Source organism: Streptomyces anulatus, from assembly GCF_014650675.1.
In the GTDB taxonomy this organism is placed as follows: Bacteria; Actinomycetota; Actinomycetes; order Streptomycetales; family Streptomycetaceae; genus Streptomyces; species Streptomyces anulatus.
On the sequence record NZ_BMVK01000007.1, the window covers coordinates 230,303 to 256,826 of the forward strand.

A 26,524-nucleotide genomic window follows, 5' to 3' on the forward strand; every position below is an offset into this window, starting at 1 on the left:
CCATGCACGCTCGCCTCATCCACGCCGCCGTGGCGGAACAGGCTCGCACACGCCCCGCCGCCCCCGCTCTCATCGACGGGTGCGAGCACCTCGACTACGCGACACTTGACGCCGCGTCCGATGTCTACGCCCAGGAACTCTCCGCCGCGGGCGTCCGTCCCGGCAGCGTGGTCCCCGTCCTGCTGCCCCGCTCGTCCCGCCTGGCGGTCGCTCTGCTCGCCGTCCTCAAGTGCGGCGCCGCCTACGCCGCCCTGGACCGGCGCTGGCCCCAGGAGCGAGTCGCCCACGTGACCGCCGCACTGCGCTCGCCCGTCCTGGTCACCGACGAGTCCGGCCCGGGCCTCTGGTCGCCGCCCGCCGCATCGTTGGCGCGGGTGGCCGCCCGTCGCACGGCGGCGCCCGCTCCCGACATCGGCCCCGACGCTCCCGCCGCGGTCTTCTTCACCTCCGGCACCACCGGAACCCCCAAAGGGGTCCTCTCCCCGCACCGTGCCACGACCCGTCTGTTCGGCGGCCCCGGAGCCTTCGCCGATTTCGGCCCCGGCCGGGTCGTGCTGCAGGCCGCCCCGCCGGCCTGGGACGCCTTCAGCATGGAGCTGTGGGGCCCGCTGACCAGCGGTGGCACCTGCGTCATCCCACCCGGGGACTACCTGCTGCCCGACACCCTCGCGGACCTGGTCGCCGGGAACGGTGTGGACACCGTCTGGCTGACGTCCACCGTGTTCAACCTGTTCGTGGACGAGGACGACCCGCGCCGCCCCTGCTTCGCGGGCGTCCGCCAGGTCCTCACGGGCGGCGAGCGCCTCTCGCCCGAGCACGTCGCACGGTTCCTGACCAGATATCCGGAGACCGTCCTGACCAACGGTTACGGCCCGGTGGAGAGCTGTGTGTTCGCCACCACCCACCGGGTCACCGCGGCGGACTGCGTCCGCGCCGGCGGGGTCCCTATCGGGACCCCTGTCCACGGCACCGCCGTCCATCTCCTCGATGGCGACCGCCCGGCCGCCCCGGGCGACCGGGCCGAGATCTGCCTGTCGGGGGACGGCCTGGCCGACGGCTACCTGAACGCCCCCGAGGACACCGCCGCGGCCTTCCCGACCGTCGTGCTCGGCGGCGCCCCGGTCCGGGTGTACCGCACCGGCGACCTGGGGCACCTGGACGCCGACGGCGTGCTGCACTTCCACGGCCGGGCCGACCGCCAGGTGAAGATCTCCGGGCACCGCATCGAGCCGGCCGAGGTCGAGGCCGCGGCCCGGGGCATCCCCGGCGTACGCGAAGCCGTGGTCGTACCGATCGCCGCAAAGAGCGGCGGGTTCGAGCGGCTCGCGATGTTCTACACCGCCGAGGAGGGCGACGATCCCGGCGCCCGCGCCGTCCGTCGTGCGCTGGCCGCCCTGCTGCCCGCCCACCTGGTGCCGCGCACCGTCGAGCACCGGGCCGCCCTGCCCACGACGGCCAACGGAAAGCTCGACCACCGCGCCCTGAGCGCTTCGCCCTGACCCGGAGCCGGTATCCGATCGGCCGTCAGAAGACCACGCGCGGGCGCTTCGCCGACCGCCCGCCCGCATTTCGTACCCACCCCGGAGAGCTCGGTCCCATGAACCCCACGTATCCCATGTCCTTCGAGCAGGAGTCGGTCTGGCTCAACGATCAGTTCCAGGAAGGCGCCTCGCGCTATCTGGAGTCCTGGACGTACCGTCTTCGCGGTGCCCGGATCGTGCCCGACGCCGTCCGGGCGGCGCTGGACGGCATCGTGGTCCGCCACGAGGCGCTGCGCACGCGGCTCCACCTCGTGGACGGAGTGCCCCGGCAGACCGTCCTCCGCCCGTCCCCCGTCGACCTCACCGTGTGCTCGGTCACCCCGGCGGAGCTGTCCGGGGCACTGGCCGAGGCGGCCGGCCGGCCCGTCGCCCTGGACCGTCCGCCACTGCTCCGGGCGACGCTGCTGCGGGTGGCCGATGACGACGCCGTACTCGTCGTGGCCATCCACCACGCGGTGATCGACGGCTGGTGCTGGGGGCTGCTGGACACCGAGTTCAGCGCGCTCTACCGCGCCGCACTGACCGGCACGGAAGGCGGCCTGCCCGAGATTCCGCTGCAGTTCGGCCCCTATGCCGAACAACAGCGGGCACCGTCCGAGGCCTGCATGGAGTATTGGCGGAAGACCCTGGCCGGCGCCCCGGAGGAGTCGTCGTTCCCCACCGACCGCCCACGGCCCGCGGTGCTGAGCACCCGCGGCGACCGGGTGGAGTTCGTCCTCGACGCGGAGACCGGTACGGGGGTGCGCCGACTGGCCCGTGCGGCCAGGGCGACTCCGTTCGCCGTGCTGGCGGCCGCCGTCGCCGCCCTCGTGGCGCATGCGTCGGGGCAGGACGACGTCGTCATCGGAACCCCGGTCTCCCGCCGCGACGACGAGGACCTGACGCCGATGATCGCCTGCCTGTCCGACGTCATGCCGCTGCGGCAGCGCGTCTCGCCGCAGGACTCCTTCGCCGACCTGGTGGCTCGGGCCAAGGCGGAGGTCTGGGGTGCCGTGGCGCACCGCGACGCCCCCTACTCCCATCTGATCCGCGATCTGAACGTGGAGCGCTCACCCGGCCGTTTTCCCCTGTTCCAGGTGGTCTTCGGCCTGGATGACGCCCCTGCCCCGGCCCTGGATCTGCCGGGGGTCGCAGCCGAGCGGGTGTATGTGCACGCGGGCACGGCCAAGTACGACGTCTTCCTGCACCTGATCCCCGAGGCGGGGGGCTTCCGCGGCTACGCGGAGTTCTCCACCGACCTGTTCGACCGCTCCACGGTCGAGCGTCTCGCCCAGCGGCTCGCGGTACTGCTGCTGGCCGCCGCGGCGGAGCCCCACCGTCCCCTGGCCGAGCTCGATCTCCTGCCCCCGTCCGAGCACGCGCTCCTCGACGCATGGGCGCACGGCGCCGCGCCCGCGTCCGGCGCGCCCCTGGCGCACGAGGCCGTCGCCGCCCAGGCCCTGCGTACCCCTGACGCCCTCGCCGTGGTGCACGGCGAACGGTCGTTGACCTACGCACAGCTGGACGCGGCGGCGACGGCCGTGGCCGCCCGGCTCGTGGACGGCGGAGCCGCCGGGCAGCGCGTCGGCGTATGTCTGCGCCGCTCCCCGGAGCTTGCCGTCGCCGTCCTGGGCGTCCTCAAGGCCGGGAGCTGCTGCCTGCCCCTCGACCCCGGCTACCCGGCCGACCGCATCGCTCACATGGCCGCCGACAGCGGCATCCGGACGGTACTGGCCCAGCGTGACCTCTCCGGTCTCGTCCCCGGCGTCCGGACCCTGACCCCGGCCGTCGACGACCTCGTCCCCACGGCCTCGCGCGCACAGCCGGCCGCGGTGTCCCCCGACGATCCGGCGTACCTGATCTACACCTCGGGCTCGACCGGACGCCCCAAGGGCGTTGCCCTGCCGCACCGCGCGCTGGCCAACCTGATCGCCTGGCAGGGCGCCCGGTCCGAGGCCGGGCCGGGGACGCGCACCCTGCAGTTCGCCCCGATCGGCTTCGACGTCGCGTTCCAGGAGCTCTTCGGCACCTGGGCGACCGGCGGCACACTGGTCCTGGTCGACGAGGAGGTGCGCCGTGACCCCGCCGGCCTGCTCGATCTGCTCGGCGCCGAGCACGTGGAGCGGCTGTTCCTGCCGTTCATCGCCCTCCAGCAGCTCGCCGAGTACGCCTGCGCCACGGACCGGCGGCTGCCCGGACTGCGCGAGGTGGTCACCGCCGGGGAACAACTGCATGTCACCCCCGCCCTGCGGGAGTTCTTCCGGGACCGCGCCCCCCGCGCCGTGCTGGAGAACCAGTACGGACCGTCCGAGACCCATGTCGTCACCGCGGAACGGCTGGTGGGCGACCCGGAGCACTGGCCCGGCCTGCCGTCCGTCGGACGCCCGGTCGCCGGGACCGGCATCCGGCTGCTGGATGCGTTCCTGCGGCCCGTCCCGGTCGGCTCCGCGGGCGAGCTGTGCGTGTCCGGCGAGGCCCTGGCCGACGGCTACGTCGGGCGTCCGGAACTGACCGCGCAGAGGTTCCCCACCGTGGCGGGAACCCGCCTGTACCGCACCGGCGACCTCGCCCGGTACCTGCCGGACGGCCGGATCCAGTGTCTGGGGCGACGCGACGACCAGGTCAAGATCCGCGGGCATCGGGTGGAGACCGGCGAGGTGGAGTCCGTGCTGCGGGCGCTCCCCCGGGTCGCCGACGCGGCCGTGGTCGCACAGGAGCAGCCCGTCGGCGGACGCCGTCTGCTGGGCTACTACCTGGGGACGGCGGAGCCCGGGACGCTGCGTCGGGCACTCGCCCGACAGCTCCCCGAATACATGGTGCCCGCCGTGCTCGTGGCGCTCGACGCCTTCCCGCGCACCCCGAGCGGCAAGCTCGACCGGGCCGCGCTCCCCCGTCCCGAACAGCTGGACGCGCCCACGGACAGCTACGTCGCCCCTGCCACCCCTACCGAGGAACGTGTCGCCGCGGTCTGGGCCGAGGTGCTCGGCCTCGCCCGGATCGGCGCCCGCGACGACTTCTTCGCCCTGGGCGGCCACTCCCTGCTGGCCACCCGGCTCGTACTGAGGCTGAGGCAGGAGCTCGGTACCGAACTGCCGCTCAGCGCGATCCCCGCGAACCCGACGGTGTTCCGGCTCGCGGCCCTCATCGACGGCGCCACACAGGCCGAAGGGCTTGACCTGAACGCCGAGATCGCGCTGCCCCCGGACATCGTCCCGGCCCGCGAGGTGGTCACCGTCGCATCGGACCCCGCGCATGTGCTGCTCACCGGGGCCACCGGGTTCCTGGGCGCCTTCACCGTCCACTCGCTGCTGGAGCGGACGAACGCCACGGTGCACTGCCTGGTACGCGGCGCGGACCGGGAGGAGGCCGTCGAGCGGCTGCGCTCCGTCCTGGAGGGGTACGGGCTGTGGGACGCCCGCTGCGAGCGGCGGGTGTCGGTGGTCCACGGCGACCTCGCCCAGCCGCTGCTGGGGCTGTCCGGGAAGGACTTCGACGCACTGGCGCGAACCGTCGACGCGGTCTACCACGTGGGGGCGGCGGTCAACCTGGTCTCGCCGTACGGGCGGCTCAAGGCCGCCACGGTGAACGGGACCGCGACGATCCTGCGGTTGGCCGCACGGCACCGCACCGTGCCGGTGCACCACGTCTCCACGGTGGGCGTCTACACGGGCACGGCGGCCCACCTCATCGGCCCCGAGCACCCGACCGGTCCCCCCGAAGCGCTGGAACACGGGTACACCCGCAGCAAGTGGGTGGCCGAAGGGCTGGTGGAGGTGGCGCGGGCACGGGGTCTGCCGGTCTCCCTCTATCGGCCGACCCGTATCGCGGGGCACAGCCGGACGGGGGCCTGTCAGCGCGGCGACTACTTGTGGCTGATGCTCAAGGGCTGTGTCCAGGCACAGGCCGCCCCGGTGGGAGTGGGCACCTCCTTCGACCTCGTTCCGGTGGACCACGTCGCCGACGCGCTGGTGGAGATATCCCGTCGCGACGCCGCGTCGGGCCGGACGTTCCATGTGGCGTCCGGCCGTCTCCTGCGGCTGGAGACCGCGTTGGAGTGGCTGCGAGCCCGGGGGTACGAGCTGCCCGGGGTCGAGCCGCGTGCCTGGCTGGAGCGGATAGGCGAGGACCCGGGGAACGCCGCCTTCCCCTTGCTGGGCACACTGGTGGCCGAGTTCACCGGGGGCGGTTCCGAAGGGGGCCTGGTCTTCGATCCCGGTGCCACGGACGACGCGCTGGCCGGGACGGGGGTGGTCCGCCCCGAGGTCGACGAGAAGCTGTTCGACGCCTGCGCCGACTACTTCGTCCGGGAGGGCTGGCTGCCCGGACCCTGAGCAGCTCGTGCGCGGTCACCGGCGGGTGTGGGCGGCGCAGGACGTCCCCGGGAGGCGCAGGACGTCCCCGGGCGCTCGGCGCGCCGGATTCGGGCCGAAGCGGTCAGGCCGGCCTCGTCCCGACGGGCCCGCCCACGACGGTGAGCAGGTCCACGACGAAGATCAGCGTCGAGCCCGGCGGGATCAGCGGAGAGGGCGACTGCTTGCCGTAGCCGAGACGTGGGGGAACGATGATCTCGCGCCGGCCGCCGGCCTTCATCCCCCTCACCCCCCGGTCCCAGCCCTTGATGACCCTGCCGCCGCCCACGGCGAACTTGAACGGCCGGCCCTGCTCCCAGGAGGAGTCGAACTCCTTTCCGGAAGCGAAGGTGACCCCTACGTAGTGGACCTGGACGACCCTGCCCGGCTTCGCCTCGGGTCCGTCCCCGGCCACGAGGTCCCGGATCATCAGTTCGGTGGGCGCGTCGCCCTCCGGAATCTCGATCACCGGCTTCGTCGGTTCACTCATCACGGTCCCCTCGCTCGCCTCCGGAACCCCTCGCACGGGTCGACCCGGACACACGGACCTTCCATGTGCGGCAGAAGATCACGTTACGTCGAGCACGGCCCGGGCGTGCTCGTCGGGGAAGAGGCCGTCCCGGGCGACGTGGTCGCGCAGCTCCTGTTCGGTGAGCGGGTGGACGTTCCAGTACCGGCCCCAGTTGTCCCGGTAGTCCAGGGCCGGGTCGTGACCGGGAAGGCCGTCGAGCGCCAACTGGGCGCCGCGCATCACCTCGTGGAACGAGTGGTGGCCCGCCGACAGCGAGGTGGCGATCATGCCGGCCCGGATCAGGCCGAGGTCCAGGTCGATCCCCCACCGGTCCCTCATCCGGGCGGCGTGCACCAGGAAGCGGTACGTCGAACCCGCCGTGCCCGTCAGGACCAGGCCCCCCGTGTCCTCGGACGCACCCTGGAGGCCGGACGCCATCGCGAGGTCGTACACGGAGGAGGCGGGCATCCAGGTGAGCCCGAGCTCGTTCACCGCGTAGGGGCGCTCGGCCCGGCTCAGCGGCGGGCGTACGTCCTCGGGGTCGGTCCGGACCGTGTGCCGGTGGGTGGCACGGGCGAGCGCCGCCTGCTTCTCCGGTACGGAGAGGGTGTCGTCCAGATTCAACTCCGCCGCCAGCCGCTCCAGTTCGGCGCGGCCCTCCGCCTGGCGGCGGCTGGGCCGCTCCTCCTCGATCGCCGGGTTCGGGTCCTCCCTGCCCCCGAGCATCTCCGGCACCAGGTCGCTGGAGATGCCCTGGAAGAGGAAGGTCGTCAGCTCCCTCAGGTTGCCGGTCCGCAGCATCTGCTGGAGGACGGGCCTGCTGGTTCCGACCGTTCCGGGCATGCTCGGGTTCTCGCTGCCGAAGGTGTCGAGGGCGTGCGGATACTGCTGCCGCGCCCGGTCCCACGCGGCGCGCGCCATCTTCCGGAACTCCTCCGTCACCGCCTTGTTCTCGGCGAGGTGTTCGGCCAGTCGGCGCTCGAAGGCGACGGACTCCTCGGCGTACCGGATGCGCGCCCGTACCCATGCGGGCACCGGCGCACCCCGGTCGGGGCTGGGAGTCGCGGACCGGCGGCCGGGGCGGGAGGGGGCCCGGTCGGAGGGGGTGGTGGCGGACGCGGTGGTGCCGGGCCGCGTGGGCGGGGTCCCGGTGGCAGGGGTCCCGGTGGTCGGGTCCGTACCGGTGGGCCGCGAGACCCCGGGGGCGGGCTCCGCGGTCGGACGGGGCAGCGCGGGCGGTTCGGTGCGGGGCGGCTCTCCGGCGGGCGCGGGGCGGGTGGGTGCGGGGCGCGAGGCGTGCCGCTGGTCGTCGATGTCGACGGTCACCAGCCGTCCCCGGTCCGGGTCGGTGGCGCGACGGACCCGCTGGGCGTCCAGGGTGAGCGTGAAGTCGGCGAGCCGGACGTGCGGGCCCGGGACGCCTTCCTGGAAGGTCCTCAGCAGCCTGCCCAGCCGGTCCCCGAGCGCCTTGCCGACCGCTTCGGCCCGCTTCTGGGCGCTGGTCCGGGAGCGGTTGCCGTGTCCGGTGACGGTGACCGCGGGCAGGGGCAGGCCGTTGGCGTGGTTCCACAGGCCGGTACGGGCCAGGGACAGGGCCAGGGCGTCCAGGTTCTCGTCGGCGTCCGGCGACGGTGTGTGCTGCTGCTCGGCGAACCGTACGGTCCGCTGGTCCGGGCGGAGCGCGTGGCCGTGCAGGGCCACCGTGGTGAGCGGATTGGAGACGGCGGACGAACTCCCGGACAGCAGAGCCGCGTTGACCGCGTGGGCCGACTCACCGGGGCGCTTGCTGTAGGCCCGGAAGAACCACTGGTCCTTGTCTTCCCCCACCGGTGCGGCGGACCGCACGGCGTCCCGGGCGCGGGCGCGGGCCTGGTCCACCTCGCGCTGGGCCAGGGCGTGTTCGGGACGGTCCTCGGTGAAGTACCACCGCACGTGCTCGGCCTCGTGGACGGCGGCCAGGGCCCGGGCCGTGCGCGCGAACGATTCCAGGCGGGCGACCTCCGCCGGGGCCGCCCCGTCACGCCGGGCGGTCGCGGCGCGTCCTTCCGACTCCCTTTCCAGTTGATTCAGTTGGGCCTCGTCGTAACGGTCGAGGTTCTCGTCGACGACCGCGTCGAGCTGGTCGGCCGGGATCGGTGTGCGGGAGTGGGTCTCGTTCTCCAGAGTGATCTGGTGGGTGCCGTCCTCGCTGGCCAGCACCACCTGCGCGAAGTGGTACGGGGCGTGCGGACCGACCGGGTCGCCGGGCTTGGCGTGGTTGTGGGTGAACAGCTGCGCGCCGCCGTCGTTGGTGGTGCTGACCGACTGGATCAGATAGCCCTCGCCGACCTCCGCCCAAGCGAACTGGTTGACCCCGGCACGGGCGGCGGCCTGTGTCAACGGTCCGCGCCGCGCGTTGTCCTGGGTGTGGCTGAGTGCTTGGCCGTACGCCTCGCCCGGGGTGGGCGCGCCCACCACTCCGCCGGTGAAGCGCGGGTCCCGGCCCGCCTGTCGGACGGCCCAGTCAGGAGTGACCCCGGTGGCCGGGCGGGTGCCGTGGGCCACCTCCGTCAGCGCTTGGGCCAGGTGGTGGGTGCCGGTGACCTCCCGGCCGTGCAGTCCGTTGACCGGGGCCGTGGCGACCGTACCGTCGGGGGCGCGGAAGGCGAGGTGGGAGAGCGGCGCGGCATCCGTCCCGGCGACCATCCGGGCGAAGTCCCGGGTGAAAGCGTGCTCGGAGGCTCCGGAGCCGGTGAGGAACCGGGGCTCCACCCGGAACAGCGGTTCGCCGGGCGTGCCGTCCTCCTGGTCGAGCACCACGCGCACCGACGGATCGGCCTCCAGCCGCACTCCGGCTCCGGCGGCGGCCAGGCGGGCCGAGGAGCGCTCGATCGCCGTACGCGTGGCGTACACCTGCCGGCCCCGGCCGGTGGTGTCGTCCCCGGCCGAGAGCAGCGCGACCGTCCGGTCCTCGGAGATGTGCAGCGGCGGCCGGTCGGCGGCGGGGACGGCCCCCGGAGTCTGGTGAGGCAGGACCAGCGCGGGTCCCTCGGCCCCTTCCGCCGTGCGGACTTCGCCGACCGTCCGGGGCCCGGGCTCGGTGAACAGCACTCCGGTGCCGCTGTCGTCGAGGACCTCGTAGGCGCGGGTGACCAGGGGGCGAGGGCGCAGCGCGTCGACCCGGCGTTCGAACTGGGCGAGGTCGGCCAGCCGGTCGAACTCGGCGTCGCCGTCGCTGGTGGAGCCGCTGTCGCTCCCGTCGTCGCTGTCGGAGCCGTCGTCGGTGTCGCTGTCACCGCTGCCGAGGTCACGGGCGCCGGGCAGTCCGGGCTCCTGCGGTGGCGGGGGCGTGGTCCAGTCCGGTCCGGCTTCCCCGGCCCGCCGGTGCACCACGAGGTGGGCGGCCCCGGTGGTGGGATGGGTGGCGACCTCCGCCGGTCCCAGCGGGTACCAGACCGGGCGCGCCGTCGTGCCTGCGACCAGGTTGGCGACCTGTGCGGCGAACACCGGAGGCAGGGCGAGGACGATGTCCGCGCCGCCCGGCCGCCGGGAGTCGTACGAGATGATCCGGGCCATCTCCTCGGCGTCCCGGACCACGAAGGTGCGCCACGGCGTGACGATCTCGACGCCGCCGCCCTCGGCCGCCCCGGCCACGAACAGGTACGGCTTCCGCCACTCCGGGCTCTGCACGGCCGCGCGGCCGGAACGCTCGGCGAGGTAGGAGTCCGGAGCCGGAAGGCCCCGGTTCGCCCCGGTGAAGTCACGTCCCGCCGGGGTCCGGTCCGCGTCACGCAGTTGGGTCTCCTCGGCGAGGGCGTCCCGCCGGGTCTCGATCTGCCGGTCGACGAAGTACCCGGCGAGGTCGTCGGCGGTCGCCAGATCGTCCGACGACGCCTCCAGCGCCAGCGCTCCCAGGTCCAGGACGTCCTGGTTGCTCACCCGGGCCCGGAGCGGCAGGTGCAGGACGTGCCGGACGAGGTCGGCCAGCCCGTCGCGGGTCGGACGGCCGCCCGCCGCCTCCTCGACCAGCTCGTAGAGGGCTTGGGAGGTCTCCTGGAGGCGGGCGCGCGGAGCCCTGTTCCACTGCGGTCCGAACACCGCCGTCAGCCACTCGGGGTCGGCCCAGATCGGGATGTCCTCCTCGCCCTCGGAGTCGGAGTCGGAGTCGGTTTCGTTGTCGGACCCGGTGCCGGTGCGGATGCCGGTGTTCTCGTGCGGCTGCCGCAGGGGCTGGGGCTCCGCGCCGGACAGCGTGCTGAGTTCGTATGCCTCTTCCTCCCCGGACAGCCCCGGAAGATCGCCGTCCGTGGGCGCCTTCGGTGATTCCGGGGCCTTCGGCTTCGGGACCAGGGGCTCCGGGGTCTCCGGCTTCGGTGTGGGCGTTTTCGGCTTCGGTGCCGGGGCCGGGGCCGGGGTCCGGAGGAGCAGCGGTACGAAGTCCCCGCCCCGGCGGCGGAGTCGAAGGTGGGGCGCGTCGGCGGAGGGGCCGGCGTAGGTGTGGGCGGTGCCGTTCTCCTCGATCAGGGTGACCGTGGCGCCGGTCGCCTTCGCCGCCCACTCGGCCACCGCACGGTCGGCGTCCGGGCCCCACGGGGCGTTGGCGAGGTGGCGGCGCAGCCGGCCGTCGAGGGCGTCCTGGCTGAGGGCGGGAGCGCCCTTTCGGCCCCCGGGCGGCGGGGGCGAGAACAGCGTGTCGCGATCCGACCGCTCACCGGGGAGCCCGTTCAGGCGCATCAACTGGGCGGGCGACGCTCCGGCGCGGGTGCGGAGCCGGGCCGCCGCACGCGGGTCGCGGCCGGGCTGCCGGGCGGCGTGGCGCAGGGCCGTGGAGAGCGCGGCGAAGAAGCCGTTGCCCCGGCCCGCCGGAGCGCCCTGGGTGTAGGTGGCGCCGTCGGGTGCGGTGAGGAGTCCGTCGCGGTCCAGGCGGTAGCGCGGGCCGTCGGCGTCGGCGGGCGGCAGCCAGGGCGGGGTGGCGTGGCTGCGGTGGGCGGGCGGCTTCGGGGTGGTCTCCGTGCTCCGTGAGGGTGCGCTGGTGGTCGGCGGGGCGGGCAGCGCGGTGGCGAGGGGCGGCGTCGTGCCGGGTGTCAGCGCGGCGGAGAAGAAGCCGTCCGCGGCGAACAGCACCGGGCCCGAGGCCGCGTCGGCCGTCGCCGGGTCGGCGCCGTGCGGGAGGAACATCTGCCGGCGCCCCTCCCCCGTCACCACCGTCACCGGGGTGCCCAGGACCCGTGCCGCGAGTGCGGGCAGCACGTCCGCGCCACCGTGGTCGCCCGCCCGGCGCTCGGGCGGGGCCGGGTCTCCGCCGTCCGGGGTCTTTGTCGTGGGCTCGGCCGTGAACGGGCGGTACAGGGCCGCCGTGGCGAGCGCCACCCGTTGTGCCGGGCTCGGCCAGACGGTCTGCGGAAGCCGGCCGAGCGCGTCGAACTCCGCTTGCTGTGCCTCCGTCAGATCGATCTCCGCGTAGTCCAGTTCGGCCTGGGTGAAGGTGTCCGCCGCGTCCAGTGCGAGCCCGTCGAGCAGGTCCTCGTTGCCGTTGTCGGCCAGCGCCCAGGCGAGCCGGTCGCGCACGGCGTCGACGGCCTCGGCGGTGACCGCCGGGTCCCCGGGGTCGGCCGTGAACCGGTCGGCGAGGTCCGCGTCGAGCAGGAAGGGCAGCTTGCCCCGGTCCTGGGCCGTCGTGAGCAGTGCGTGGAAGAACGAGGCCCCGTCGTGGGGCACTTCGTGCACCTCGTGCACCGTGTGCCCGTCCGGCGAGGTGAGGGTGCGCGGGGCGGAGTCGGTGGCGTCGGTGACCGTGTACGGCTCCGGCGCCTCGGAGCGCCAGTCGGGCTCGGTGTACTCCTGCGGTACGTCCTTCACCGGCACCGAGCCGGAACCCTGGTGGTGGGCGGTGAGGCGGGCGGCGGCGAGGTGGAGGCGGTGGTGGTCCTTCGCGGCGGCGTCCAGGCGCTGCTGCCAGCGGCGTACCTCGTCGCGGGCTGTCTGCCAGGCGGTGACGGCCGGGGAGCCGGCGATGGCCCGGGGCAGGACCGTGGCCCGGTCGTCGTCCCCGAGTGCGGCCTGCTCCTCGGGGCTCAGGCCGAGCCAGGTCTCCCGGGTCCTGGCGCGGGCGTCGTAGTAGTTCTTCTCGGCGGTGGCGAGGTCGGCCGCCGACTTCGCCTGGTCGTCCCAGGCCGTGCGGGCCTCGTCGGGGAAGGTGGTGTCGTCCAGGAGGCCGTAGTCGCGGGCGATGTCCTCGCGGAGCCAGACCAGGGCGGTGGTCTCGGCCTCCACGGCGCGCGGGCCGCGCTTGGGCTTGCCGAGGGCCTGCATCGGGCGGCTGTCGGTGACCCGGTGGTCGACCTCGGCCACCGAGAGCCAGCTGACGGGAACCGCGAAGAGCATGCTGCGGTCGGTGACGACCTTGACGTGCGTGCCGAGGGTGGTGTCGGTGGCGCTCCTGAGGGCGGTTGCGTCGTTGGCGCCGCCGATCGGGACCGTGGCGCCGGGGTTGGTCACGCCCGCGTTGCTGTTGCCCGCCAGCGGTGACGTGCTGACCGCGCCCTCGACGTTGTCGGTGATGCCGGCGTCCAGCGCGTCGCCGGTCTTGCGCCGCTGCATGGCCTCCATGCGCGGCTTGTTCTCCACGGCCAGCAGCCGGGCGCCGGCCCGGTGCATCTTGGCGTAGAGACGGGAGTCCGCGGTGTGGGACTGGCCGAGGAGGCGGGCGGAGGACTGGGTGGGCAGCGGCGAGCCGTCGGCCCCGAGCGCCTCGCGGAAGCCCGCGGTCAGGCCGACCTGGGAGGTGGCCTCCTGCTGGGCCTGGGCCGGGGCGGTGCCCAGGCCCGTGAGTGGGGTGTGGCGGGCCATCCGTACGCGTTCGGTGAGCGTGGCGCCCGTGTGCCGCTCGCCGAGATCCAGGTCGCCGGGGAAGCCGTCGGCGCGGGCGGTGGCGAGGGTGAGGGCGTCCTGCACGTTGGCCGAGCCGAGGATGTCCACGGCGAGGATGCCGGAGCCGATCACATCGTCGAAGGGGAGGATGTCCGGGTCCCGCTCGCCGGTCTCCCGGTCCGTGGTCCGCCACCGGGCGATGGACTCCGGCCGTGCCTGATCAGCCGTCAGCACATTGACCGCACGCGGTGGTTCGGGCACGTCCTGTTCGGTGAGCGCGCCGTCGGCGCCGTCGCCGTCCGGAGTGAGCAGGCTCGCCGGGAGGATCTCGTTGAGGCTGCCGACGGGGGCGGTGGCGGTGGGGCCGAGCGGCTTCCCGGACGCGTCCACCAGCGTGGCCGTCAGGGTGTACGTGGTCACGATCTCGGCGTGCGCCTGGGTGGTGGCGATGTTGGGCATCGCCGTACTGCCGACCGCCTCGGTCACGTTGCTCGACCGCTGCTTGGCCGCGGTGCCCTGGAGGGCCGGATTGGCGACCAGCACCCCGCTGCCCGCAGCGCGTTCGCTCGCGCTGAGCGTCACGTCGGCGCCCCGGTCCTGGGATCGGCCGTCGACGTCGTCGCGGGCGGTGGTGCGGTAGTCCTCCAGCTCGTAGCCCGTACGCAGCCGTTCCACGGTGGTGGTGACCGGCGTCAGGGTGAGCCGCAGCTGCCCCGGGCTGCCGCCGACCGGCAGGTGGTGCGGGCTCGTCCAGGTGCGGTAGTGGACCGGCAGTGCCATCCCGTCGGTGGTCAGCTCGTGCACATGGGAGCGGAGGAAGTCCGGTGAGAGGCGCTGGAGCACCTGTTCCCGGTCGTGCGAGGGCACGCCCATCCTCTCCAGCTGCCCCATCAGCTGCTGTGCCACCCGGCTCGCGTCGAGTCGGCCGCTGGGGTGGGAGGGGAAGTGGCGGCGGAGGAAGGGGGGCAGCCGGTAGCCGCCGCCGAGGTTGGCCGGTGTGCGGGTGCCGAGGCCGTCGGGGGCGAGTCCGGCCTCGATGGCGTCCTGCATCGGCAGGTGGAACATCACCGCGTCGCGGATGCGCTGGAGCGCTGCGGCGGCCCGGCGCGGGGAGAGGCCGCGCCCCAGCCGGTCGGAGATCCGGCCGGCCGCGGCGCTGATCCGGCCCCCGGAGCGGGTGCCGACCGCCCCCATCGCGGCTGTCCAGCGGTCCCGTACGGCCACGGTCTCGGCGGCGTCGGCGACCACGAGGTACATCCGCCCGGCGTAGCTGAGGGTGGTGTTGCGGCCCCGGGTGAGGGTCTGGGAGACGCTGCGACCCTTGCCCCAGGCGTACTGGAGAGCGGTCGAGTACGCCCCCACCACCGCCTGTTGGCCCGGTGCCTGCTGCACCGGCGTCACGGCGCCCTGGAGTCCGAGGGTGGTCCGGGAGCCGCTGCCGGAGGTGCCGGCGACGCGGTGCTCGTTGCCGATCGTGGCTTCGAGACTGCCCGGCTTCGGGTCGCTCTTGACGCGTACGTTGTCGAGTTCGCCCCGGACCGCCGCCTTGAGGTAGTGGGTCGAGAAGGGGCCCGCGCCGGTGAGCCCGGTGATGCGGGAGCCGAACGGGCCGAGGTACTGGCCGAGTTGCCCGGCGACGCCGAGGTTGGCCATGGCCCGGCGCAGGGCGGTGCGGATCGGGGTGCCGGGCGCGCTGACGTGCCAGGAGGTGCCGGTGGCGCGGTCGGCGGTGTCCTGGACGAGCCGCTGGCGCTGCTCGCCGCCCTCGGTGCTGAGGACCACGTGCGGGGCGCTGAGCAGCTTGTTCACGAGCTGCCGGTCGGACGCGCTTGTCCGGGGCAGGGGCGGTGTGCCGTCGAGGAGTTGGTCCGCGTCGGTGGAGGAGAGCGGACGCGGCGCGGGGGCGGGGGCGGGCGTCGGCGCGGGGCCGGTGGCCGGCGGGTCGGCGGGGGCGTGGCGGTCGGAGCCGTGGGCGGCCGGGACGGCCAGCTCGACCCGGCCGACGGTCTCGTTCCCCCGGGTGAACAGCGGGCGCTCCCCGACCTTGCTGACGAAGACACCCGCGCCCAGGAGCCCCACCGAGACCAGCCGGGTCCAGCCGCGCGGGCGGCGGTGGCCCTCGAAGGTGGCGCCCAACTCCACCTGGTAGCTGTAGAGATCGGCGCCGTTCTGGAAGGTCAGCTGGTCGTGGGCGACCGCGACGGTGTTCTTGGTGGCGCGGGTGCGTGTCTGCGCGTGACGGGCGCCGAGGGAGACGTTGCCCGCCTGGCGGGGCAGCCCGGTGCCGGGGTCCTTGTCGTGGTCGCGCGGCGAGATGCCCAGTTCGACGCCGGCGGAGAGGGTGGTGGACTCCTGCTGCCCCTGGCCGGAGATCTCGGTGCCGATGACGGCGTTGCGCAGCGAGCGTTCGCCGAGGGTGGTCTCGAACCGCCGGTCGCTGAGGCGGGCGCGCAGGATGAGCGTGTGGTGGCCCCGCCGGACCTTGCCGTCCTCGGTGAGGGTGACCGGCACTCCGGTGGTCGTCAGGTCGTCGAGGCTCTGCGCGAGGCTCGGCCGGTTCAGCGCCTCGCGCACCTGGCGCTCGTTGTGCAGGGCGGTCCGCATGCGCCCGTCCCCGTACCAGAGCTTGGCCAGGTGGGGGTGGCGCAGCATCAGGGGCGGGACGAAGAGCGACGGGTACGCGCGGTGCAGCGTGTCCAGGACCGTGTCGGTGAAGGCCTTCAGGGGGTCCTGGGTGGCGGGGGTCGGCGCGGGGGCCGGAGTCGTGGTCGCCGGGGCGGGGGCCGTCGTCGTGGTGGCCGGGGCGGGGGGCCGCTGGTCCGGTACGAATCCCTCGGCGCGGACCTGGCCGCCCAGGTGCACCGGGTCCTGACGGGTGAGGTACCACGGCACCGGCGGCTCGGCGTCCGGGTTCGGGCCGGTCGCTCCGGGCGTGCGGCTGTCCCAGCCCGCGAGGCGGCGCGCGTCCTGGGTGGAGTACCAGTCGAGGCTGACCACCCGGACCGGCAGGGCGGCGGAGGCCGGCTGACCGGCCTTGCGCACCATCAGGGTGCGCTCCACCCGGTACAGCGCCATCGGGTGGTTGCGAACGCGGCCGGTCACCTTGCGAGCGGCGTCAGTGCCGAGGTAGTGGCCGCGGCCCGCGCTGAGGTCGGTACGGACCAGGGGGCCGCCCTGGAGGCGTACGTCGGTCTCGGGGCCGATGAGGGTGTAGTTGGGCCCGGCGGTGACCTGGACGCCGAGACGGGTGTCGCGGACGTGGGCGCGCTGGTTCTGGTACGTGGTCTGGGTGAGGTCGCGGACCTCCGCCTTGACCGACTCCGTGACCAGGGTGGCCCGGTGCGGGATCGACCGCTCGACGATCAGGTGGCCGAGCGGGTGCTGCCCGCTGCCCCGGGTCAGCTCGGGTCCGCTGACGGGTCCGGCGAACCGTCCGAAGAGACCGAGCAGCCGCCCGGGCCGTACGTAGGAGACCAGCGTGCGGTGGGCCGAACTTCCGGGGCGCGCACCGGAGATGGCGAGCGCCACGTCCTCCGGCGGGTCCGTCAGGTGGAGGGCGGTCGTGTCGGTGATCCGAGGTTCGGCCCCGTCCGGGAAGGTGAGCGTCTCCGGGGCGCGCTTCGGCCCCTTGAAGGGCACGGTGAGGTCGTCCGGCAGCCGCCAGCTCAGCCCGTCCCGCATGGCGAAAGCCGCGGAGTGCACCTGGCTGCGCTGCCAGCGTGGCGTGGCGGCGGGCGGGGTGCCGGGCCCGGTGGGCGTCGGGGCGGGGGTCTTCGGGGCCTCGGTGACCCGCTCGACGCGCACCCGGTAGTGGACGTCGTCCAGATGCAGGTGGGACCCCTCCCAGGCCCGGTACTCGCTCTGGTGGTACGCCTGGGTGCCCTGGGTGTAGTCGGTCCTACGGGTCCAGCCCAGCGAGACACCGATTTTCAGCATCCAGTTGAGCGGCGGCCCCATGCCCACCGCGGCGGCGACCCGGCGGCCGACACCGACGCTGCGCCCGCCGCCCGTACCCGCCTGGCCCCGCCGCATGGTGTCCAGCCGGACGGTCGCGCCGCCGACCTCGGAGAAACGCTCCCAGCGGTGGTACGGGACGGCCTCGACGACCAGCTCGTGGCCGGTCCCGGACTTCTCCCGGCCGACGAAGCGGGCGCCGCGCGGGGCGGTGAACGCGCCGGGCTGGTCCTTCAGCAGGCGCAGCAGCTCCGCTGCGTCGAACTGGGCGCGGAGCTTCTCGGGCAGCTGGTCGAAGACCTCCTTCGCCACCTGCTCGGGCGAGCGCAGGGTGACGACGCCCAGGCCGTTGAGAAGCCCGGTCCTCGGCGTCCCTTCGGTCCGCGCGCCCGGGCCGGTGGAGCCGTCGTCCGGATCGGCGTCCGGGCTGATCAGCACGGCGGGCAGCCGGCTGCCGTCGTCGAAGGTGACGGTGCGCGGGGCGGGGCCCGGCGGCCGGGCGTCCTCGCCGGTCAGCAGTCGTGCGGGGCGTTGCCGCTCCAGCTGGGTCTCCAGCGGTACGGGGTCGCCCCGGTCCGGGGTCTCCTCGGCCGGGCTGTCCAGATCCGTGACCCCGCCCAGGCTCCGCAGCCACTCGCCGAAGACGTCGGGGCCGGCCGGGTCCGGGGTGGCCGGGGCGGGGACAGGAGGAGGAGTCGGGGTGGTGGCGGGGGCCGGCAGGGACGCCGCCGGGACCAGGGCGTCGAAGTGGTCGGTGCCGTTGTAGGCCAGGTGCAGGGTGCCGCCCCGGCCGCCCGGGTTGAGCGGGGTGACGGAGGTGCCCGCCGGGGCCGACCCGTCGGGCCGGACGAGCCGCAGCTCGACGTCGAGGGTGTGCGCCAGCGCGAGCGGGAGCGCGTCGGCGAAGGGCGAGGACCACAGGGCCGGGAGTTCGGCCGCCGCGAGGATCAGCCCATCGGTGCCGAGCCGCCGCGCGTCGGCGGGGGTGGGGGCCACGTCGGCGAGGGGGGAGTAGCCGCTGTCCTTCAGGATCTGCCGCCATCGGCGTGCGTCCCCGCCGGTGACGACCGCCTGCTCGATGCGGTCCCAGCGCTGCCCGATCCGCTCCCGCGCCTCCGGGTTCCGCACCCCGGCCAGGGCGGTCATCCGGAGGTCGTCCACGACGGCGAGCACCGGGTCGGGGGTGGCCTCGACATCAGGGGCGAGCAGTTCGGAGCCGGTGAGCCGGTCGCGGAGCAGGGTGCGGAGTCCGGTGACGTTCCGCGCGGCCCAGGGGGGCGGGACGGGCCGGGTGCGCGCGGTGTCGAGGAGCGACCGGAAGAGGCAGTCCCCGTCGGCCCGGGCGGGCAGTCTGCGGAAGGCCTGACCGTCCGCGCGGACGGTGTCCGCGAGGGCCGGTGTCCCGGTGTCCTTGCCGGACAGCTGCATGTCCTCCGCGATGCTCTCCGGGCGGGCGGGCGGCGGCGAGTCCGGGCGGGGCTCGGGGTGGACGAGGACGGCGTGGTCGTTGCCGGGGCTGAAGCGGAGCAGTGGTTCGCCGGTCGCGCCCTCGTGGGAGCTGACGATCTTGTCGAAGACCGATTTGTCGAAAGCGGTCGGAGGGTTCCAGAACATGTGCGCGCCGTGGACGACGGCCATGTCCTTGGCCCGCATCTCATCGATCAGCGCGTCATGGTCCAGGGGCGAGATCCGGGCACCGTCCGGGGACGACACATCGAACAGATCGTGGTCCCCGGTGATCGGACGCCGCTCACCCTCGCCGTCGAATCCGAACACGATTCCTTCGTGCACGGTGAACTTGCCGTCGGCCTCGTACCGGGCCATCTTCCCGGCCAGCTCATGGAACTCCGTCGACCGCTGGTTGAAGCGGGAGACCACCCGGTCCCACGCATCCACCGGAACCGACCCCTGATCCGGCAGAACCGGCTTGAAGTAGCCGACCAGACCGACATTCCCCGCATCGGCGCCCAGCAGAACATCGACCTCGTTGACGGTCTTCGCCTTGATGTCCTGCGGCTTCGGCATCGCCCCCGCATCCAGCCAATTCGGCGCCGACGGATTCGTCGGCCGCACATCCACCACCACATTCCGGTCCCGCGCCACATCACGGAACTTGTCGAAATTCTTCTCCGGAATGCCGTACACGTGCCGGGCCGTGTAGGAGTCGACCTGTCCTGGCTTGAGCTTCTGCGTCCAGGTGAGGACGGCGTGGTCGCTGTTGGGGCTGAAGCGGAGCAGCGGCTCTCCGGAGGGACCCTGATGGGAGGTGACGATCTTGTCGAAGACCGACTTGTCGAATGCCGTCGGAGGGTTCCAGAACATGTGCGCGCCGTGCACGACGGCCATGTCCTTGGCCCGCATCTCATCGATCAGCGCATCGTGCGCCGGATGCGATATCCGCGAACCGTCCGGGGACGACACATCGAACAGATCGTGGTCCCCGGTGATCGGACGCCGCTCACCCTCGCCGTCGAATCCGAACACGATTCCTTCGTGCACGGTGAACTTGCCGTCGGCCTCGTACCGGGCCATCTTCCCGGCCAGCTCATGGAACTCGGTGGACCGCTGGTTGAAGCGGGAGACCACCCGGTCCCACGCATCCACCGGAACCGACCCCTGATCCGGCAGAACCGGCTTGAAGTAGCCGACCAGACCGACATTCCCCGCATCGGCGCCCAGCAGAACATCGACCTCGTTGACGGTCTTCGCCTTGATGTCCTGCGGCTTCGGCATCGCCCCCGCATCCAGCCAGTTCGGCGCCGACGGATTCGTCGGCCGCACATCCACCACCACATTCCGGTCCCGCGCCACATCACGGAACTTGTCGAAATTCTTCTCCGGAATGCCGTACACGTGCCGGGCCGTGTACGCGTTGACGACGAGGGAGTTCACCGGGAGCGGGGCCGGGGGCGGGGTTCCGTCGGGCCCCGGCGCGTCCTGCCGGACGGGCGGGGCGGGCGGGGCCGCCGGCTCCGGGTGGTGCAGGCGGCGGGCCAGCTCGGCGGTGTCGTCGGGTCCGAGGCCCAGTTCGGACAGCGGCAGCGGGGTGTTGGACAGCGACCAGGTGATCTGCGCGGAGCGCGCGTAGGCGAGGCCGAGCACATCGGGCTGCGAGACGAGGGTGTCCGGGGGCAGTTCGGGCGGTGGAGGCGGCAGCAGGGTATCGAGCGTCGTCGCGGGGGTCGCGCCGGCCCGCAGTCCGGCGGCGGCTTCGAGGAACGCCCTGTACTGCCCCGGGGTGGGGCCGGTGGCCGGGTCGACGTTCGTGCCGTTGGTGGCGGTGTGCCAGTCGGTGACCATCCGGTCCAGCAGGTCCGGGGTCATCCGGCCGTCGCCGTACCGGGCGGCGGTGCCCGGATCGCGCCAGCGCAGGCCGTCCACGTAGGCGAGGGCGGCCAGCGACTCCCGGTTGTCCGCATGCTGTTCGGCGTCCGGGCCGAGGGCCTCGCGCAGGGTGCGGATCTGCTGGAGGGTTCGGGCACGGGCGAAGGCGTCGGCCGGGTCCGGGCCTGCGTGCAGTCCGGCGTCGCGCGCCAGGCCGTCCAGGTCGGCCCCGGCGGGCTCCGGGGTGAACAGCCGCCAACGGCCCGGCCCGTCCGGGCCTTCGCCGAGGACCGCGCGGATCTGGCCGTCCCGGTCCTTCGCGGTGCCCGCCTCGGTCGTCGGCGCGTACACCGGGCGCCCGGTCCGGTTCGCCACGTGCTGGGCGACCGGCAGTCCCGCGATCATCGGCTGCTGCCCGGTCTCGCAGGAGAACAGCACCAGCGGTCGGTCCTGGTCCCCGTCCTGGGCCCAGGACTTGAGCAGCTCGCCGAGCTGCACACCGCTGACCTTGATGGTGGGGTAGGCGGCGTTGTCCGTCCCGAGGGTGACGGTACGGGGCGTGCCGTGGCCCACGAAGTAGTCGGCGCCCCGCTCGGTGCCGGAGCCGGGGAGCGCGGTCGGCGGGCCGGTGAAGACCGTACGGGGAGCGGGCGGTGCCTCGGTGGAACCGGGGGGCGGGGGCTCGGCCGAGGTGGTGCGCACCCCGCGGAAGCTGTCCTGCCCCAGCAGCGCCTCACGGCCGGCGCTCCGTCCCGTACCGTCCTCGGCCGGGCTCTGCGAGATGGTCAACGTCTGTACGGCCACACCGGGTTGCGGGGCGAACCGCGCCTGTGGCACGAAGCGCCGGAGCTCGCTGAAGGGCACCGTCCTGCTGTCGAGCGTGGTGACGGACGGCTCGGGCGTGGGGGCCGGCGTGCTCGCGTCGTGGTCGGTGCTGCTCGTGGTGATCGGGGCGACCGGCTCGTCGCCCGTGTCGACGATGCTGTCCTGCCTCGACTCCAGGTGAACGTCGGCAGCGGTCTCGCCCTGCGGCGCGCGGGGACTCCCGGTGTCCAGAGCACCGTTGCGGATCAGGGACTCGACCATCTGCGGTACCGAGCGGCCGCCCTGGAACAGGCTGTACATGTTGTCGGGCACGACCGGGCGCAGGCCCTGCTCCAGCAGGAGTTTCGGCAGCAGGATCTGCACGTTGGACCGGAGGTTGCCGTCCTGGAACGGGTGGACCACATGCAGCGCCCGGATCGTGCGGACGATGGAGGCGAGCTTGACCGTGTCGTCGGCGTCGGGTTCGGAGACGCGGGCGTAGTGCTGCTGGAAGAGCGTGTCGACGAGGCCGGGGGCAGCGTTCTTGCCGTAATTGGTCGCCAGTGACGGGTTGTTGTGCAGGAACCGGGTCAGGATGGTGACCGGCCGGGGCTTGGGCAGTGGCGTGGACCAGTCGCGGCTGGTCGTGTCGTAGACCAGCAGTTGGTCGCCGATGCGCTCGTCGAAGATGTCGTCGGCGAGCGTCTCGCCCCGCAGCGGGAACTGTGTGGCACCGCCGCCGGACCAGCCGATCGTCCGGCCGAGGTGGCCGGTGGCCAGCCCGTGCATGGTCCGGTACGAGGTCGAGTCCATGGGCGTCGCGACGGTGCCGGGGTCGCCGAGGAACCGCGTGTACGCCGACACCATGCCTTGCTGGAATCCCGGCGAGCGGTCGTGGTCGTAGTAGGAGCCGGGGTCGTCCGGGAAGGCGTCGAGCGCGGCCTGGTGGTTCTTGGGGTCGATGTAGAAGGTCCACCACTGGTCCTCCGGCAGGAAGTCCCTCAGTGTCTGAGGGGGTTGGTCCTGTGCCGGGTCGGCGGGCCGCACGGTGATCTGCCCGGGCGGGGTCGGGGCCGCCGCAGGTGTGGCGGTGGGGTTTCCGTGGTCTCGGCCCGACTCCAGGTGCAGGTCGGTGGCCGTCTCGGTCCAGGGCCGGGCGTCGGAGGCCGGCTTGGAGGCGACGGGTACGTCGGTGCTCGTGGGGGTCGTCGATGTGGTGACGGGCAGCGGCTTGATGTCGGGCGCGGCGTCCGGAGGGGGCGTGGTGGTGTCCGGGCCGGTCGTGGTGGTGTCCGGGCCGGTCGTGGTGGTGTCCGGGCCGGTCCCGCTGGTGACGGGGGTCTGCTCGCCGGATACCACCTTGATCGCGGACGGGTCGGGGCCGCGCTGTTCGGTCTCGGTACCGACCGGGCTCTCCGGCATCCGCTCACCGGGTGCGGGCTCCACCGCGCCGGGCTCGCCGGCCGGTCCCCCCTCCGTGACGGGACGCGGCCCCGGCGGGGCGGACGTCGGCGGCGGCGTCGCTGCGGGCGGCGGGGTGGCCGTCGAGGGCGGCGGGGTGGTGGCCGTCGCGACGGGTGGGACGCCGAGGGCATCGGCGAGGGGCAGCAGCACGTTCGCGCCGGGGAACGCCGTGGTCCCCGGCGCGTTCGGGCCCTCGACGTACTCCGGTCCGCCGAGCGGGCGGACCTGCACCGGGGCGCCGGGCCCCTCCCGGGTCAGCTCGAACGCGCCGCGCTCCGGAAGCCCCGTCGCGTCGGTCCCGGTCGGCGGGCCGAGCACGACGGCCCGGTCCGCGCCCGCGCCGTCCAGCAGTGCGGCGGCCTCGGGAGACCCGTCGACCAGCGACGGCGGGGTCTCCGAGACGATCACCGTCAGCGGCGGCGTCTCCGTACGGGAGCCGGGACCGGTGTCGGTGCCGGCCTCCGTGTCGGTACGGTCCGCGGTGGGCGGGCCGGTGACCGCGTCGCCGGGCGTCCCCCGCGTCGCAGGGCTGTCGCCGATCGCGGGCGCGTCCCCCGTGGTGCCGTCGGTGTCGACCTCGGCCGGACCGGGCGTGCCGTTCGGACCGGGAGCGGTCTCCGTACCGGTCGGGCCGGGAGCGGTCTCCGTACCGGTCGCACCGGTCTCGCCGGCCGTGTCCGGACCCGTCGGCGCGCCGCTTCCCGGTGGGGGCGTCGGCGTCCCCTCCCCCGCAACCGGTGGTTCCACGGTCACCGGTGTGCCGAGGCTCTCCAGCGCCCGGCGTACCTCGTCGGCGTCGATCTCCGCGGCCGGCCCGTTGCCGGTGGGCACCACCCGTATCTCGGGGTGCTGCGACAGGTTGCCGTACAGGCCGTCGCGTACGCCGATCTCGGCCGGGCCGGGCGGCTGTTCGCCGCGGATGGCGGCGAGGTCGCGCAGCGCCTGCTCGCGCAGCTCGGGCGGTCCCTGGTGGACCTGCTGCCACAGCGCGTCCTCCGCGGCGGTCACCGGTAGCGGGCCCGGGGTGTACGAAGGCGGGTCCACCGGGACGTACGCGGGCGGGTCCTGCGGCGTGTAGGGCGGCGGGCCCTCCGCCAGGTCGGGCCGCGGCGAGGGGCTGCCGGTGTACTCGTCCAGGCCGGTGGTCTCCGGGGAGCCGGGCGGCCGAGGTGCTCCGGGTGTGGGGCCGTCGCCGTCCGAGGACTCCGTGCGCGGCCGGCCGCCGGTCCGGTCGGAGCCGTCGTCGCCGCCGGACCGGGCGGGGCCGTCCGTGTCCGGTCCGCCCGAGACGGTGGGCGGCTGATTGCGCAGGTTCTCGATGGCGGTGCGGAGTTCGTTGCCGGTGTTGACAGCGATGTCGGCGAGGCCCCCCTCCACCTTGCTGCTGACTCCCGCGCCGACGAACGTGGTCCAGTTGGAGGAGAAGTCGCCTTCGAACGCGCCCTTGATCAGGACCTCGCCGACGGACTCACCGCCACCGGCCGCCGCGAAGTCGAGGACGCCCTTGAGGCCGTAGTGCCCGGCGAGCGCTCCGGGCCGGTCGGCGTTGTTCTCCAGGAGGCGCTGGTTGCGCCACAGGTCGGGGTTGGAGCGCCAGACGGCGGGGTCGTAGCGGAAGGTGAAAGGCCGGTCGCGGAGGAAGGGCGGCGGGTCGGTGTTCAGGTCGGGCCGCGGGCGGTCCTGGGGGCCGCCGCCGGGGGTCGGGGCCGGCTCGGGGTCCGGCTTCGGGTTCGGCCCCGGTTCAGGGGTCGGCTCCGGGCCGGACCTGGGTCCCGGCGTCGGTTCGGGGGTCGGCCTGGGTTCGGGCTTCGGTTCCGGGGTCGGGCTGTCCGGGCCGGGCTTGGGAGTCGGGCCGTCCGGGTCCGGCTTCGGAGTCGGGCCGTCCGGGCCGGGCTTCGGGTGCGGGGTGTCGAGCTTCAGGTCGGGGCCGGGATCGGGCTTGTCCTTGAAGAGGGGCCCGTCCTTCAGGAAGTTGGTGTCGTAGCTCTTGACGATGTTCTTCGCCCAGTTCTCGAAGAGGCTGGTGAAGAACCCCGCCGCCGCACCGAAGGCGGCCGCCTTGCCGATGTCGCCCCAGTCGATCCCGTCCGGACGGCGGCCGTCGGGAGCGAAGTTCATCATCGCCAGCCGGACGGCGAAGGTGGTGAACGCCTCCGCCAGTGCCTCGCTCAGAGCGGGCATCAGGTGGAGTCGCTTGAGCAGGTGGCTGAAGAGGGTCAGAAGCACGAACCGGCTGCGCAGCTTCGCCACGAGGATCTGGCTGGCGGAGGCGCCACCGGTGAAGAAGGACAGCGCGAGATAGATCGCGATCTCGATGAGCAGCCGGACGATCTCGGCGATGACCTGCCACTTGGACTCCATGACGTCCATGCCGGTCTTCCGGCGGCCCCGGCCGATCTCGTCGAGCTGCTTGGTGAACTCCAGGAGGTAGTTCTTGCCCTGATCGTCGATGAGGGTGCCCATCGCCTGCTTGTACGAGCTCGACAGCTCGTCCGGCATCGCCTGCGCGATGTCGTGCACCGACTTCTCGATCAGCCCGGACAGCTGCTCGATCTTGCGGGCCATGCCGGTGAAGTTGTACTGGCTCTGGTCCGCGAGGTCCTCGTCGATGGTGGTGAGGAACTCCCCGGTCAGCGCGAAGATCATCGCGTTGATCTCCGGCGTGGGCATGATGCTCAAGCGGGGCCGCCCCCGATGGTGCGCGGGCAGACCGGAGCGGCCGCTCCCCCGGTTCTGCGGGAGCGGCCCTCGGCGCGGGGATCAGCGGCGGCCATGCCCGCCCGTGTCGTCGCCGAACACGCCGTTGGCCTCGGCCCGGCTGCTGTACTTGCTGATGCCTTCGAGGTTGGTGTCGCGGGTCGAGCGCACCAGGTAGATCTGGTCCTTCATCGCGGCGGTGCTGGCGCTGAGCGCGTCCCGGAAACCGGTCATGGTCTCCGTGACCTTCTGGGTCTCCTCGCGGTCCCGCTCGGTGGCCTTCTGGCTCATCTCGTCGGTGCCCGCCGCCGTTCCGACCCAGCCGGCCGTCCCGTACACGTCGTCCCGGAACTCCGTCAGGATCGACATGGCCAGGTCGGCGATCTGGTCCTGCTGCTCCGTCAGCGTAGCCACCCGGTGCGGGTCGAAGTAGTAGCGTCCGGCCATCTCAGTCCTCACCGTCCTCGTCGAGCGCGTCCCGCCAGGCGGGCTTGTCCCCGTCCGGCCGCGACCGCTCCTCGTCGTCCTCGCGGAGAACCTCGGGGCCGAAGATCCGCTCCCAGTCCACCTCGAAGCCCGGCAGCTCCGGAATCGCGCTGCTGGGCTCGGTGAACGGCATCATCGCCTTCATCACATGCCGGTTCATCGCGACCCGGGCCTCGCTCGCCGCCTCCATGACGCTGGCGGCCAAGGCCTGGGGCGACATGTCGCGGTACTTGTCCTCAAGGAACTCCAGGCTGGTCAGCTCCCCCTGCGGGCCCACGGTGCAGCGCACCGCCCGATCGGAGGAGACGCGGGCGAACGAGGCCTGCCGCAGCTCGCGTTCGGTCCGCGCGATGGCTTCCTGGGCCTGCTGGAGTTCGGCCATCGCCGTCTCCAGGCGCTTCTCCAGAGGTTCCGGCACGCCTTGGTCCCTTCTCCGTTCCGTGTCGACCGTCGTGCGGGCCGGCCGGGCCGGCCCGCACGATGATCAACTCTGATGATTCTGCTCGTGGCCGCCCGGCAGGGGAAGCCGGTCCGGCTCACGATCCCTATGGGATACGTCTCCTCCG

At 73.7% G+C, this 26,524-nt stretch carries 6 protein-coding genes; 2 read left to right on the forward strand and 4 right to left on the reverse strand.

Features of this window, described 5'->3' with window-relative positions:
* The first annotated feature begins 2 nt into the window (after positions 1-2).
* Together IE272_RS19670 and IE272_RS19675 are read left to right on the forward strand one after the other, a co-directional pair.
* The gene (locus tag IE272_RS19670) at positions 3-1,499 is read left to right on the forward strand and encodes an amino acid adenylation domain-containing protein (RefSeq protein ID WP_190007384.1); all 1,497 of its coding nucleotides are present in this window, start codon (positions 3-5) and stop codon (positions 1,497-1,499) included.
* Between the two features lie 98 nt (positions 1,500-1,597).
* Positions 1,598-5,851, forward strand: coding sequence for a non-ribosomal peptide synthetase (locus IE272_RS19675; RefSeq protein WP_190007385.1), 4,254 nt, complete (start codon positions 1,598-1,600; stop codon positions 5,849-5,851).
* A gap of 103 nt (positions 5,852-5,954) precedes the next feature.
* Here IE272_RS19675 and IE272_RS19680 read toward each other — a convergent pair whose 3' ends face one another.
* The 4 genes from IE272_RS19680 to IE272_RS19695 form a co-directional block, all read right to left on the reverse strand.
* On the reverse strand, positions 5,955-6,359 hold the full coding sequence (locus IE272_RS19680) for an FKBP-type peptidyl-prolyl cis-trans isomerase (RefSeq protein WP_190007386.1): 405 nt from the start codon (positions 6,357-6,359) through the stop codon (positions 5,955-5,957).
* A gap of 78 nt (positions 6,360-6,437) precedes the next feature.
* Positions 6,438-25,445 (reverse strand): WXG100-like domain-containing protein, encoded by a 19,008-nt coding sequence (locus IE272_RS19685; RefSeq protein ID WP_229897356.1) that lies wholly within the window; start codon positions 25,443-25,445, stop codon positions 6,438-6,440.
* 90 nt (positions 25,446-25,535) lie between these two features.
* On the reverse strand, positions 25,536-25,919 hold the full coding sequence (locus tag IE272_RS19690) for a hypothetical protein (protein ID WP_190007387.1): 384 nt from the start codon (positions 25,917-25,919) through the stop codon (positions 25,536-25,538).
* Position 25,920: 1 nt separating this feature from the next.
* Positions 25,921-26,376 carry a YbaB/EbfC family nucleoid-associated protein gene (locus tag IE272_RS19695; RefSeq protein ID WP_007457481.1) on the reverse strand — a complete coding sequence of 152 codons (456 nt, stop codon included), beginning with the start codon at positions 26,374-26,376 and terminating at the stop codon, positions 25,921-25,923.
* Positions 26,377-26,524 lie beyond the last annotated feature (148 nt).

Bases quoted from the DNA above. Each gene is read 5' to 3' on its own strand.
- IE272_RS19670 (WP_190007384.1), top strand. From the start codon at position 3: ATGCACGCTCGCCTCATCCACGCCGCCGTGGCGGAACAGGCTCGCACA.
- IE272_RS19675 (WP_190007385.1), top strand. From the start codon at position 1,598: ATGAACCCCACGTATCCCATGTCCTTCGAGCAGGAGTCGGTCTGGCTC.
- IE272_RS19680 (WP_190007386.1), bottom strand. From the start codon at position 6,359: ATGAGTGAACCGACGAAGCCGGTGATCGAGATTCCGGAGGGCGACGCG.
- IE272_RS19685 (WP_229897356.1), bottom strand. From the start codon at position 25,445: ATGCCCACGCCGGAGATCAACGCGATGATCTTCGCGCTGACCGGGGAG.
- IE272_RS19690 (WP_190007387.1), bottom strand. From the start codon at position 25,919: ATGGCCGGACGCTACTACTTCGACCCGCACCGGGTGGCTACGCTGACG.